We start from the raw sequence: 12,927 nt of genomic DNA, 5'->3' as shown, positions 1-12,927 counted from the left end.
GGAGACCGACATGCTGGACATCGCCGACGAGCTGCACCGGTGGGCCCGGCAGGGACGCCCCTTCGCGGTGGCCACGGTCGTGGCCACCAGCGGCAGCGCCCCCCGCCAGCCCGGCGCCGCCCTGGCCGTGGACGGCGACGGCACCGCGGTCGGGTCGGTCTCCGGCGGCTGCGTGGAGGGCGCGGTCTACGAGCTGTGCCAGGAGGCGCTGCGCACCGGGGAAACGGTTCTGGAGCGCTTCGGCTACAGCGACGAGGACGCCTTCGCGGTCGGCCTGACCTGCGGAGGCGTCATCGACATCCTGATCACTCCGGTACGACCGTACGGTGCGGAGGAACCGGGGCGCGATGCCGCCGCCGAGTCCGAGGCGCCCGCCGCCGTCATCACCACGGCCCTGGCCGCCGCCGCCTCGGGTGAGGCGGCGGCGGTGGCCCGGGTCGTCCGCGGCCCGGCGCACCTCCTGGGCCACGCCCTGTTCGTACGCCCGGACGGCACCGCCACCGGCACCCTCGGCGGCCACCCGGACCTGGACCGCACCGCCCTCCACGAGACCCGCGCCCTCCTGGACGCGGGCCGCACCGCCACCGTCGAGGTCGGCGCCGACGGCTCGCGCTGCGGCGAACCCGTCACCCTCCTCGTCGAATCCTCCGTCCCCGCACCCCGCATGATCGTCTTTGGCGCCATCGACTTCGCCGCCGCCCTGGTGCGCGCCGGCAAGTTCCTCGGCCACCACGTCACCGTCTGCGACGCCCGCCCCGTCTTCGCCACCCGCGCCCGCTTCCCCGACGCGGACGAGATCGTCGTCGACTGGCCGCACCGCTACCTCGAAACCCAGGACCTCGACGCCCGCACGGTGCTGTGCGTCCTGACCCACGACGCCAAATTCGACGTCCCCCTCCTGGAACGCGCCCTGCGCCTACCGGTCGCCTACGTCGGCGCCATGGGCTCCCGCCGCACCCACCTCGACCGCCTGGACCGCCTCCGCGCCGCGGGCCTGACCGAACTCGAACTCAACCGCCTGCGCTCACCGATCGGCCTCGACCTGGGCGCCCGCACCCCCGAAGAAACCGCCCTCTCCATCGCCGCCGAAATCATCGCCAACCGCCGCGGCGGCACGGGCACGCCGCTCACCGGCGCGCATACGCCGATTCATCATGATGCGCCGACGGCGTTGGAGAGGATGGGGCCGGTTTCGGCGGCGTGAGGGACGGCGCCGCGTCACGGGCCGGACAGGAGGCGGTCCACATGGTCGAGCACCTGGACCTCTGAGGCGCCGGGCCGCTCGTCCTGTCCAGGCCGGGCCGGCGGCATGGATTCGTCGTCCAGGTGCGTCGTATGCGGTACGTGGATCAGCGCCGCCGAGTAGACGCGGCAATGCGTGCACCACGTCAGTCCGACGCAGCGCTCGTACCGGGGAGATGCGGGCGGGTGAATCCGGTAGCGATAGGAGCACGCTTCGGCGCCGCAGCGCGTGCAGGACCAGCGGCCGGTGGCGGCTGGAGAGACCCACGCGGACAGGTCGAGCTTGCGCCAGGGGCGTGTCATCCGTTGTTCGTTCCTTCCCGCGCCAGGGGCTGCTGCGGTGCGTGGTCGCTTGAGGCTACGGGTCGGGACGAGTGGGGTGCTTGCACGGGGGCAGCGCGGCCCCGCGGGCTGACGACGACGGCGAGTACGGCGGACAGGACGGGGACCAGGAGCGCGGTGCGGTAGGCGGTTAGGGGGTCGGGGCCGCCGAGGGACATGGCGGCTGTTGTCGCCGACAGGCCGAGGGCCGCGCCGAACTGGAAGGACGTGTGGAGCAGGCCGCCGGCCAGGCCCTGTTCGCCGGGGTCGATGCCGTCCGTGGCGACGATGGTCAGGGGGCCGTAGGCCAGTGCGAAGGCGATGCCGATCAGCAGGAGGCTGGGGAACATCGCCGCGTACGCGCGGTCCGTGCCGAGCGGCAGGAACGCGGCGTAGGCGAGGACCGCCAGCAGCAGGCCGCCGAGGATCACCCGCGCGTTGCCGAACCGCCGCACGAGGCGGGGCGTCAGGACGGGGGCGAGCACCGCGTCGGCGCCCAAGGCCAGCATCGCGAGGCCCGTCTCCGGCGCCGACCAGCCGCGCAGCTCGCGCAGGTAGAGCACGACGACGAACTGGAACCCGAAGAACCCGCAGGTGAACAGCGCTCCGGTGAGGTTGGCGCGGACCAGCGAGTGCGTACGGAAGATGCCGGGCCGCACCAGCGGGGCGGGGGAGCGCCGCTCGATCCGTATGAACGCGAGGAGAAGGATCAGGGAAGCGGCGAGGGCGGCCGCGGTCTGTACCGGCGGGGCGTGGGTGGCGCGTTCGACGGCCAGGACGAACAGGAGGATCGAGCCGGTCACGGTGAGTGCGCCGGGCAGGTCCAGGTGCGTGCGGGGCGGGCGGCCACACCCCGGGCGCGCTCCGGCCGGTTCAGTCGGAGGCGTCCTCGCCGTGCGCGGCCTCATCGCACGCGGCCTCGCCGTACGCGGCCTCACCGCACGGGCATCCTCCGTACGGGCTTCCTCCGTACGCGGAAGCAGCGGCAGCCCCGCGGCGAGGATCAGGGCCGCCAGGACGACCGGGGCGAAGAACACCCACCGCCAGTCGGCCGCCGTCAGCAGGCCGCCGACGACCAGGCCGACCGAGAAGCCGGCGCCCCCGGTGCCCGAGTAGACCAGCAGCGCCTTGGTGCGGTGCGGGCCGGCGGGGAAGCCGGTGGTGATGACCGACAGCCCGGCGGGGGTCATGAACGCGGCGCACGCGCCCGTCACGAACCGGGCGAGGACGAGTGTCCACCCGTTGCCCGCGAGGCCGCCCAGGCCGGAGAAGGCGAGGAAGACGGCGAGCGGCAGCAGGAACATCCGCCGCCGTCCGAACAGGTCGGCGGCCCGCCCGCCGAGCAGCATGAAGCCGCCGTAGCCGAGCACGTACGCGCTCATCACCCACTGCAACTCGCCGGTGCTCAGCCCGAGTTCGGCCCGGATCGACGGAAGCGCCGCGTTCAGCATGGCGATGTCGATCCCCTCCAGGAAGATCGCGCCGCACAGGACGAGCAGCACGCCCCAGGTGCGGCCGCTCATGCGGGTGCCGTCCCCGGGCGGCGGGGCCGTGGTGGTGGGCCTCATGGCCGGTTCCTTCCGCGTAGGTCGGTTACCTCTTGTTACCGACCGCATCCTCCGGCACCGTGTACGACCATGGAAGAAGGCACTTCGAAGTCACCCGGGCACACCGGAGTAACCCACCCGGCCCAGGCGTGCGGCGACGGCACGCACGGCCACGCTCCCGGCGAGGGATGCGACTACGACGCCCGGCAGTGGGACGTACGGGAGGGCTGCGAGGTCCGGCAGATCCTCGACCGGGTCGCCGACAAGTGGTCGCTGCTCGTCATCGCGCTCCTGGACCGCCGCACGCTGCGCTTCACCGAACTGCGGCGCGAGGTGGACGGCATCAGCCAGCGGATGCTGACGGTCACCCTGCGCCAGCTCGAACGCGACGGCCTCGTCCGCCGTACGGTGCACCCCGTCGTGCCGCCCCGGGTGGACTACGAACTGACGCCGCTGGGCGCGACCCTGCACGACACCATCCAGGCGCTGGTCACCTGGACCGAGGTGCACCAGAGCGAGATCGCCGAGGCGCGCGCCGCGTACGACCGCCGCGAACGGGAGTAGGGGGCCTCACCGGGCGGAGTACAGGTCCAGGTCGACCAGCAGCGCCCGGTGATCCGTGTCCGGCAGGTCGAGGAAGCGTGCCGCGCGGGGGCGCAGCGCGTCGCTGATCAGTACGTGGTCGATCTGGACGCCCAGTACGGGAGCCGTCCAGGAGGGCCAGGACGGGGCGCGGGGGTGGCCTGCCAGGCGGGCGCTGTCGCGCAGGCCGGTGTCGAGGAGGGCGCGGAAGGCGGCGTGGTCCTGGGAGGAGTTGAAGTCGCCCGCGACGATGAGGGGTTCGTGGCCGCGGGAGGCGGCCAGGGCGCGGAGGCGGCCGAGTTCGGTGCGCCAGGTGTCCAGGGAGGCGGGCAGCGGCGGCATCGGATGGGCGACCTGGAAGCGCAGGCGCTGCCCTGCGACGGTGACGGCCGCGCGCGGCATGGCCAGTTCGCCCGCGACCGCGCCGTCCCGGGCGAGCGGGAACCGGCTCAGCATGGCGGAGCCCTCGGCCGCTCCGTATCCCGCGAGCAGGCGGTACGGGTAGGCCGCGCGGACGGGCGCGGAGTCCAGGGCGGCGGCGCAGCGGTCCGGGTCGCACTCCTGGACCGCGACCAGGTCGGGCCGCTCCCGGCGCAGCGTGGCGAGCAGCCCGTCCGTGGCCCGGCCGAATTCGAGGTTCGCGGTCAGTACGCGCAGGCGGGCGACGGCCGGGCCGTGCGGCGCGGGGGCCTCGGCACCGTACGGCCGGACGAACGCGGCCGTGACGAGCAGCGCGGCGGCGGCCCAGAACAGGCCGCGCCGCCAGCGGGCCGCGAACGCCAGTGCCAGGCCGAGCCCGGCGGGCACCGGCAGCCAGGGCAGGAACGCGAGCAGCTGGGGGACGGGCGTCGGGCCGTCCGAGCCGGCGGCGCGGAACGCCAGGGGCACGGTGACGACGAGCAGGAGCAGGGCCGCGCCGGCCCGGGCCGCCCGCCGCCGTGGTGCCCCGCCCGTATCCGTACCCGTACCGGTGCGCGCGGCCGTGGCATTTCCCGTCACCATGCAGACGATGGTGCCGTACCGGCGGCCGGGTGCGAGCCGTATCACACCGGTGCTTGGGGAATTCTTGGCCGAAAGGGGGAGGGAACGGCCGGGGTCGTATGGCATTATTCGGTGGTGTGGGTGCCGGAACGCACGGCACCCGGTTTGTGTCCGCGCGAGCAAGGAGGTGATCGGGATGAGTCCCGAAGGAAGTCCTTGCCGCAGCGTTGCAGTGGCCGGCTGACCTGTATCGGCCGACCGGCTGACCGGTGAATTCGCCGTGGGTGACCGACGGGGGCGATGCGCCTCGTCATCGCGTACGGTCCTGCCCGGTCGTCGTGCCCTGCGTTTCTCTCTTCTCCGTACGGAATACCCGTACGTCCACGCCTGCCGGCATGCGCGAAATGCGCACCGCCGCGCCACGGCGTATTCCGGCGTGCCCGCATTTCCGTGCCTGCGGTAATTCAGTAACCCCGTAATTCACGATCGCCGAATTCCCCGTTCCGGCGCCGCGCGCCACCGGGGCATGCCGTCATGCCGATATGCCGCCATGCCCCGGCGCCGCCGCGCGCCCGTACGGAGGGAGGTTTCGTCATGACCAACCTGCTCACCCCCGAGAAGCTCGCGCCGCCGGGCCGCCGCCGGGAGCGCCGGGCCGCCGAACTCGAAGCCCGTACCCGCGCCGTCGCCGCGCACCTGGCCGGCGTCAGCGCCCGTCCGGTCTCCCGCGTCCTTCAGGACCTGCGGACCGTCCGCGACGGGCTGCTCCACGACAACGCCGTGGCGCGCCTGGAGCACGACGGGCCCAACGTCGTCGCGCACGAGCGCGCCCCGCGCTGGTACGTCCAGCTGGCCAAGGCGTTCTGGAACCCGTTCATCCTCGTCCTCGCCGCCCTGGCCGTCGTCATGTACGCGCAGTGGCTCCAGGCCGCGGACACCGAGCCCTTCGACCCGAAGATCCCGATCCTCGGCGCGATGGTGCTGATCAGCGGGCTGCTGCGGTTCTGGCAGGAGTACCGCTCGAACAGCTCGGCCGCCGCGCTGCGCGCCCTGGTCACCACGACCACCGCCGTGCAGCGCCGGCCCGGCCGGACGCAGCCGCCGGCCACCATGGAGATCCCGGTGGCGGACGTGGTGCGCGGCGATGTCGTCAAGCTGGCGGCCGGTGACCTCGTACCCGCCGACCTGCGGCTGCTGTCCGCCAAGGACCTCATGGTCGCGCAGGGCGCGCTGACCGGCGAGTCGCTGCCCGTCGCCAAGGCCGACACCCCGGCGCGGGACCACGGCGGGAGCGCCGACCCGGTGGAGGCGGACAACCTGGTGCTGGCCGGCACGTCGGTCACCTCCGGCACCGCTACCGGCGTGGTCGTGGCCACCGGGGCGGACACCTACTTCGGGTCGATGGCCGGTTCGCTGGCCGGTGAGCGGCCGGAGACCGGCTTCGACGCGGGGGTGCGCAAGGTCAGCTTCCTGCTGATCCGCTTCATGCTGGTCATGGTGCCGCTGGTGTTCGCCATCAACGGGCTGACCAAGGGCGACTGGGCCGAGGCGGTGACCTTCTCGCTGGCCGTCGCGGTGGGCCTGACCCCCGAGATGCTGCCGATGGTGGTCACCACCAACCTGGCGCGCGGCGCGGTCGCCATGGCCCGGCGCAAGGTCGTCGTCAAGCACCTGAACGCCATCCAGAACCTCGGCGCGATGGACGTGCTGTGCACCGACAAGACCGGCACGCTGACCGAGGACCGCGTGGTGCTGCACCGCTGCCTCGACGCGTACGGCAGGCAGGACGGCGACGGGGACGGGAGCGGAGAGGTTCTGGAGTACGCCTACCTCAACAGCCACTTCCAGACCGGTCTGCGCAACCCCATGGACCAGGCCGTCGTCGCCCGGATGCACGAGGCCGAGGAGGTGGTCGTCGACGCCCGCTTCACGCTCGTCGACGAGGTCCCCTTCGACTTCGCGCGGCGCCGGATGTCCGTGGTGCTCCGGCGCAACGGGCTCGACGGCCCGGCCGACGAGCACCTCATGGTCACCAAGGGCGCGGTCGAGGAAGTCCTCGCGCTGTGCACCCACCTCGCCGACGGCGGGCAGTGTGTGCCGCTGACCGACGCGCTGCGCCGTCAGGTCGCCGGGGCCGCCGAGGACCACAACCGGCAGGGCATGCGGGTCCTGGCGGTGGCGACCCGTACGTTCCCGGAGGGCGGCGACGGCGTGTACAGCGTCGCGGACGAGGCGGAGCTGACCCTGCGCGGCTTCCTGGGCTTCCTCGACCCGCCGAAGGCGGACGCCGCCGAGGCGCTGCGGACCCTGGCCGACAGTGGCATCGCCGTCAAGGTCGTCACCGGCGACAGCGAGGCGGTCGCGGCGCGGGTCTGCGCCGAGGTCGGCATCGAGGCGGGCACCGTCGTCACGGGCCCGTACCTGGACCTGCTCGACGAGCCGGACCTGGCCGAACTGGTCCGGACGACCACCGTGTTCGCCAAGGTCAACCCCGTACAGAAGGCCCGGATCGTGCGCGCCCTGCAGAAGGCGGGGCACACGGTCGGCTTCCTCGGCGACGGCATCAACGACGCCGCGGCGCTGCGCGAGGCGGACGTCGGTGTCTCCGTCGACACCGCCGTGGACATCGCCAAGGAGTCCGCCGACATCATCCTGCTGGAGAAGGACCTGACCGTCCTCGGACAGGGTGTCCTCCAGGGCCGCCGGACCTTCGGCAACACTATCAAGTACATCAAGATGACGGCCTCCTCGAACTTCGGGAACGTCTTCTCGGTGCTGGCCGCCTCCGCGTTCATCCCCTTCCAGCCGATGCTGGCGACCCAGCTGCTCGTACAGAACCTCTGCTACGACATCTCGCAGCTCGCCACGCCCTGGGACCGGATGGACGAGGAGTACCTGCGCAAGCCGCGCGCCTGGGACGCACGGGGCATCGGCCGCTTCATGCTCGTCCTGGGACCGACCAGCTCGGTCTTCGACATCACCACGTTCCTGCTGATGTGGCATGTCTTCGGGGCGGACAGCGAGGCGCACCAGGCGCTGTTCCAGTCCGGCTGGTTCGTCGAGGGGCTGCTGACGCAGACGCTCGTGGTGCACATGCTGCGCACCCGCCGTATCCCCTTCGTGCAGTCCCGGGCCACCTGGCCGGTGCTGCTGATGACCGCCCTGGTCATGGCGTTCGGCATCGCCCTGCCGTTCTCGCCGCTGGCCACGGCGCTCGGCATGCAGGCGCTGCCGCTCGGCTACTTCCCGTGGCTGGCCGGGACGCTGCTGGCGTACTGCCTGCTCACCCAGGGCGTGAAGACCTGGTACATCCGCCGGTTCAACACCTGGCTGTGAACCGCCGATGAGAAAGGGGGCCGCCCCGGGCGGCCCCGCACCGGCGCACGAGGAGGAGCGCGGATCATGGTGAACGAATGGCAGCTCGCCGCGAACATCGCGGCCGGCCTGGGATTCGGGGCGGTCATCGGCCTGGAGCGGCAGTGGCGCGCCCGAATGGCGGGTCTGCGCACGAACGCGCTGGTCGCCGCCGGTGCCGCGCTCTTCGTCCTGCTCTCGCAGTACGGCTTCGCGGCGGCGACCAGCACCACGGGCTACGACGGATCGCGGGTCGCCGCGCAGATCGTCTCCGGCATCGGCTTCCTCGGCGCCGGCGTCATCATGCGCGACGGGCTGAACGTACGCGGCCTGAACACCGCGGCCACGCTGTGGTGCTCGGCCGCGGTCGGCGCCCTGGCGGGGACCGGGCTGTACGTGGTCGCGGCGCTCGGCACGGCCGGGGTGGTCGGCGCGAACCTGGTGCTGCGCCCGCTGGGCCGCCGGCTCGACCGGGGGCCCGGCGGCGGCGCCGAGGTCGCCACCGACTACTACTTCGAGGCGGTGTGCACCGAGCCCGAGGAAGCGCACATCCGGGCACTGGTCGTACAGGCCGTCAGCCGTCCCGGCTTCCGGCTGAGGGCGGTGCACAGCCGGGACGACGGCACCGTACGGGCGGACGACGGTACGCCGGCGAAGGTCACCGTCGCCGCCGAGCTGACCACCGAGCGGCGCGACGACAGCCTGCTCGAAGAGGCCGTCAGCAGGCTCTCGCTGGAGCCCGCGGTGTCGGCGGTGAGCTGGACCGTGCTGAACCACCCGGACGGCGACGAGGAGGAATTCGACGGGGACTACGACCGGAGGCAGGGCGGGAATCCCGGCTCCGGCTACCGGGACCGGCCGCCCCGGAAAACCGGGTGACGGCGGGCGGGGCCCGGGTTAGCGTCGCGGAGTGACCACGGACATCCGGGACATCCCCGAAGCGCACATCGACCGGGCTCTCGAACTCGCCGACCTCGCCTTCCACTCCAAGACCGGTGACGCCACCCGCAAGCGTCAGCGCGACATGCTGCTGGACTGCGCGCGGGTGGGCGCGTACGACGGCGAGGAGATCGTCGGCTTCACCGCGGCGCACCGCCTCGGCCTTTCCGTACAGGGCGGAGAACTGCCCGCCGCCGCGCTGGACTTCGTATCGGTCGCACCCACCCACCGGCGGCGCGGCGTGCTCACCGCCATGATGGACGGGCTGTGGCGCCGCTGCGCCGCCGACCGCCGCCCGCTGGCCTGCCTGTGGGCGTCGGAGGACGCGATCTACGGGCGCTTCGGCTTCGGCCCGGCCACCGAGGCGTACAGCGTCGAGATCGACTCCAGCCGCCCCCTGGACCTGCGCATCACCCCCGACCGGCGCCCGCTGCGGCTGCTCGACCCGAAGGACGCGGTACCGGTGATCGCGCCGCTGTACGAGGCGAGCCGGGCGCGGCACGCCGGGCGGCTCGCCCGCGACGAGGCGTGGTGGCGGCGCTCGGTGCTCGCCCAGGACGATGACGACGATGACGACGACGGCCCGTCGCGCATCGTCGTCCTCGGTGACAAGGACGCGCCCGCCGTCGGATACGCCATCTACCGGGCGGGGGAGAAGGGCACGGTCACCGTCGAGGAGATGGCGGCGGCCGACGCGCCCGCCGCCGCGGCGCTCTGGACGTACCTCGCCTCCATCGACCTGACGCGCAAGGTGCGCGCCTGGGCGGTGGCCGCCGACGATCCGCTGCTGCTCTTCGCCGCCGACCGCGACCAGGTGCGCGTCACCGGCCAGTGGCCCGCGCTGTGGCTGCGGCTGGTGGACGTCGCCGAGGCGCTGAAGGCCCGCTCGTGGGCCGCGCCCGTCGACCTGGTGCTGGAGGTCCGCGATGCCACACTGCCCGCCAACGCCGGCCGCTTCCGCCTGACCGCGGACCCGTCCGGCGCCACGTACGAGCCCGCCGACGCCCCCGCAGACCTGGCCCTGGACGTACGGGACCTGGCGTCCTGCTACCTCGGCGGCACCCCGGTACGGCGGCTGGCGCGGGCCGGACTGGTGGAGGAACGTACACCCGGCGCGGCCCGCCTGCTGGACGCCGCGCTGGAAACGGAGTACCTGCCGTTCACGGGCGAGGACTACTGAGAGGGCCGTCCGGAGGAAGCGCCGAACCGCTGGGGGACCACCGAGGGGCGACCGGCCCCCGGCCCCCGCGCTCCGCGACAATGGCCCCGTACGGACGGACGGGGGAGGGCGGCGTGGAGCTGCGGCAGGTGCGGTATTTCGTCGCGGTCGCGCAGGAGCTGCACTTCGGGCGGGCCGCCGAGCGGCTGCACATCGTGCAGTCGGCGGTCAGCCAGCAGGTGCGGCGGCTGGAGCGGGAGGTGGGCGCCGACCTGTTCGACCGGTCGGCGCGGCAGGTACGGCTCACGGCCGCCGGAGAACGGTTCCTGCCCGAGGCGCGGGCCCTGCTCGCCGCGGAGGAACGCGCGCTCGCCGTCGTCGCCGACCTCGTCGGCACCCGGCGCAGCACCCTGCGGCTCGGGACGAGCGCGGGCCTGGGCGACCACCTGGACCGGGTACTGGACGCCCTGGCCCGTCTCGCCCCCGGCCTCCGCGTCCAGCTGGTCTCCGCGCCGACGCGCGAACGCCTGGACCGGGTGGCCAAGGGCGAACTGGACGCCGCGTTCGTACGGGACGCGGGCAGCGATGGCGCGGACGGCCTGGATGCGGACAATGCCGGCACTGACGGCGCGCTCCGCCACGTACCGCTCTGGCCGGACCCGCTCGTGGCCGTCCTGCCCGCCGCGCACCCTCTCGCGGCCACCGGGCCGGAGGAGGCCGAGGGTGTGGATCTGGCCGCTCTGGCCGCCGTACCGCTGCGGCTGACCGCCCGCCGTACCAATCCGGCCCTCGTGGACCGCGTGCTGACCGCCTGCCACGACGCGGGCTTCGAGCCCGTACCCGTACCGGGCCCGCCGGCCGGCTCGCTCCAGGACAACCTGGCCGCGATCGGCGCCGCCGGGCCGGCCGACCCGTCCTGGACCGTGGTGTACGCCGCGCACGCCCGCCAACTGCGCACCTCGCGCGTCGCCTTCCGCCCCTTCCGTACGCCCCTCACGCTGACCACCGCGCTGGCCGTGCACCGCACCGCGCCGCCCGCGTGCCTGGACGCGCTGCTCACGGCGTGCGCGGCCGCCGCGCACGATCTCGATCCGTGATCGCAGCGAGCGCGGACTGCTTCTTGGTCACCGGGCCCGCTCCGGATGGACTGGAGGCATGCGGAAGAGGCGCCCGGAACGGCCGGGCGAACGCCGCCGTGAGGGGAGTCCCGTCATGCCCGTCGTCACCGTTCAGCAGGGCCCGCGCAGCACCGAGCTCAAGCGCGAGCTGGTCCGGCAGATCACCGACGCGTTCGTGGACGCGCTGCACGTACCCGCCGAGAGCGTGCAGGTGTGGATCCACGAGGTGCCCACCGACAGCTGGGGCTCGGCCGGGAAGCTGACCGCCGACAAGTAGGCGCGGGGCGGCCGGAAGCGGCGGCGCGGCGCGGTGGCCGGAAGTCACGGCACCGCGCCGCGCCGCCGTTTGGCCGCCGTGCCCCCGGGCACCCGGCGCCGTGTTGCGACTCCCGATCGTGCGAAGGAGCTCTCCATGACCGACATCTGGGGCTACCCCGCCTCCGCCGGGCACACGGCGGGCACGGACCTCGTCGGGTACAAGGTCGAGGCCACCGACGGCCATATCGGCAAGGTCGACAAGCACTCCGACGAAGTGGGCTCCGCCTGGATCGTGGTGGACACCGGCGTCTGGATCTTCGGCAAGAGCGTCCTGCTGCCGGCCGGTGTCATCGCGTCGGTGGACACCGCCGAACGCAAGATCTTCGTCTCCCGCACCAAGGAAGAGATCAAGAACTCCCCGGAGTTCGACAAGGAGAAGCACCTCGGCAACCCCGACTACCACGAGCAGCTGGGGCGGTATTACCAGCCGCACCACAAGTGACACCACGCACCACACACGGGTCCGGCCGGCCACCCCGGCCGGACCCGCCGTCACGTTCCACGGGCTACGGCAGCACCCCCGCCCGCCGCGCCGCCACCACCGCCTGAAGGCGGGAGTGCACGCCCAGTTTGCGCATGGCGGAGCGCAGGTAGCTCTTGACGGTCTCCGGGCGCAGGCCCAGGCGCTCCGCCGCCACCGCGTTGGTCGCGCCGGTGGCCACGCAGGCCAGGACGTCCACCTCGCGCGGCGCCAGCGGGACCGGGTCCTCCGTGCCGCGTTCGGGGGAGGAGGCCGCCGCCAGCCGTCCGCAGGCCGCCAGCAGTTCCCGGCGCAGGGCCGGGTCCGCGATGCGCTGGGCGAGCGCGCGCAGCTCGCCGTGTGCCTCGCGTACCTCCTCCCACATCGACGGGTCGGCGGAGGCCGGCTGCCGGGTGACCGACAGGAGCCGCTGTGCCTCGTCCTGGAGCAGCAGGGCCTGTTCCAGTTCGCGGGCGGCGGCCATCGCGGCGGACAGTGAGCGGTCGCCGAGCTGTACGGGGTGCCGCAGCGCCCCGTACAGGACGCCGCGCACCCGGCGGCGCACCACGACCGGCACCGCGAGCACGGAGTACAGGCCCTCGGCCGCCACCGCCGCGTCGTACTCGTGGCTGATCACGGGGGAGGAGTGGTAGTCGGTCACCGCGAAGGGCCGGGTCAGGACCGCGGCCTTGCCGCCGAGGCCGTTGCCGTGCCGGATGGCCAGCCCGTGCAGCGCGGCGGATCTGGTGCCCGCCAGTTCGCTGATGCGGTAGCGGCCGGTGCCGGACCGCAGCCCCCCGAACGCCACCGGCAGCCCGCTCGCCCGCCGCAGCCGCGACAGCGCCGCCCGTACGTCCACGGACCCGCCGGACTCTGACTCGACCCGCACGCCGAAACCTCCGCTTC

General features: G+C 73.4%; 12 protein-coding genes. 8 read left to right on the top strand and 4 right to left on the bottom strand.

From position 1 onward, the window contains the following. Window positions 1–10 precede the first annotated feature (10 nt). The gene (locus tag CP984_RS07880) at window positions 11–1,204 is read left to right on the top strand and encodes an XdhC family protein (RefSeq protein ID WP_003984283.1); all 1,194 of its coding nucleotides are present in this window, start codon (window positions 11–13) and stop codon (window positions 1,202–1,204) included. A gap of 14 nt (window positions 1,205–1,218) precedes the next feature. Here CP984_RS07880 and CP984_RS07875 read toward each other — a convergent pair whose 3' ends face one another. After that, a complete protein-coding gene (locus CP984_RS07875) occupies window positions 1,219–1,545 on the bottom strand; it encodes a hypothetical protein (protein ID WP_003984282.1) in 327 nt (108 codons plus the stop codon). Beyond that, the gene (locus tag CP984_RS07870) at window positions 1,542–3,131 is read right to left on the bottom strand and encodes an MFS transporter (protein WP_003984281.1); all 1,590 of its coding nucleotides are present in this window, start codon (window positions 3,129–3,131) and stop codon (window positions 1,542–1,544) included. The genes CP984_RS07875 and CP984_RS07870 overlap by 4 nt, the downstream gene beginning before the upstream one ends. Window positions 3,132–3,200: 69 nt before the next feature. Here CP984_RS07870 and CP984_RS07865 point away from each other — a divergent pair, with 69 nt between their 5' ends. Beyond that, complete coding sequence (locus tag CP984_RS07865; RefSeq protein ID WP_003984280.1) at window positions 3,201–3,674, top strand: winged helix-turn-helix transcriptional regulator; 474 nt, start codon at window positions 3,201–3,203, stop codon at window positions 3,672–3,674. 6 nt (window positions 3,675–3,680) lie between these two features. On the opposite strand, the gene CP984_RS07860 is transcribed toward CP984_RS07865, so the two are convergent. After that, window positions 3,681–4,694 carry an endonuclease/exonuclease/phosphatase family protein gene (locus CP984_RS07860; RefSeq protein ID WP_032921670.1) on the bottom strand — a complete coding sequence of 338 codons (1,014 nt, stop codon included), beginning with the start codon at window positions 4,692–4,694 and terminating at the stop codon, window positions 3,681–3,683. 573 nt (window positions 4,695–5,267) lie between these two features. Here CP984_RS07860 and mgtA point away from each other — a divergent pair. The 6 genes from mgtA to CP984_RS07830 all read left to right on the top strand — a co-directional run bounded on the left by mgtA (window position 5,268) and on the right by CP984_RS07830 (window position 12,003). Then, the gene (gene mgtA / locus CP984_RS07855) at window positions 5,268–8,009 is read left to right on the top strand and encodes a magnesium-translocating P-type ATPase (RefSeq protein ID WP_003984278.1); all 2,742 of its coding nucleotides are present in this window, start codon (window positions 5,268–5,270) and stop codon (window positions 8,007–8,009) included. A 66-nt stretch (window positions 8,010–8,075) separates the two neighbouring features. Continuing rightward, window positions 8,076–8,906 carry an MgtC/SapB family protein gene (locus CP984_RS07850; RefSeq protein WP_003984277.1) on the top strand — a complete coding sequence of 277 codons (831 nt, stop codon included), beginning with the start codon at window positions 8,076–8,078 and terminating at the stop codon, window positions 8,904–8,906. Between the two features lie 31 nt (window positions 8,907–8,937). Continuing rightward, window positions 8,938–10,146, top strand: coding sequence for a GNAT family N-acetyltransferase (locus CP984_RS07845; RefSeq protein WP_003984276.1), 1,209 nt, complete (start codon window positions 8,938–8,940; stop codon window positions 10,144–10,146). Window positions 10,147–10,259: 113 nt separating this feature from the next. Beyond that, on the top strand, window positions 10,260–11,222 hold the full coding sequence (locus CP984_RS07840; protein ID WP_003984275.1) for a LysR family transcriptional regulator: 963 nt from the start codon (window positions 10,260–10,262) through the stop codon (window positions 11,220–11,222). A gap of 115 nt (window positions 11,223–11,337) precedes the next feature. Next, the gene (gene dmpI / locus CP984_RS07835; RefSeq protein ID WP_003984274.1) at window positions 11,338–11,520 is read left to right on the top strand and encodes a 4-oxalocrotonate tautomerase DmpI; all 183 of its coding nucleotides are present in this window, start codon (window positions 11,338–11,340) and stop codon (window positions 11,518–11,520) included. A 135-nt stretch (window positions 11,521–11,655) separates the two neighbouring features. Further along, complete coding sequence (locus CP984_RS07830; protein WP_003984273.1) at window positions 11,656–12,003, top strand: PRC-barrel domain-containing protein; 348 nt, start codon at window positions 11,656–11,658, stop codon at window positions 12,001–12,003. Window positions 12,004–12,067: 64 nt separating this feature from the next. On the opposite strand, the gene CP984_RS07825 is transcribed toward CP984_RS07830, so the two are convergent. Further along, a complete protein-coding gene (locus CP984_RS07825) occupies window positions 12,068–12,910 on the bottom strand; it encodes a helix-turn-helix domain-containing protein (protein WP_003984272.1) in 843 nt (280 codons plus the stop codon). Window positions 12,911–12,927 lie beyond the last annotated feature (17 nt).

Source organism: Streptomyces rimosus, assembly GCF_008704655.1.
Classification (GTDB): domain Bacteria; phylum Actinomycetota; class Actinomycetes; order Streptomycetales; family Streptomycetaceae; genus Streptomyces; species Streptomyces rimosus.
This window is presented reverse-complemented; position numbering and strand designations above follow the sequence as displayed.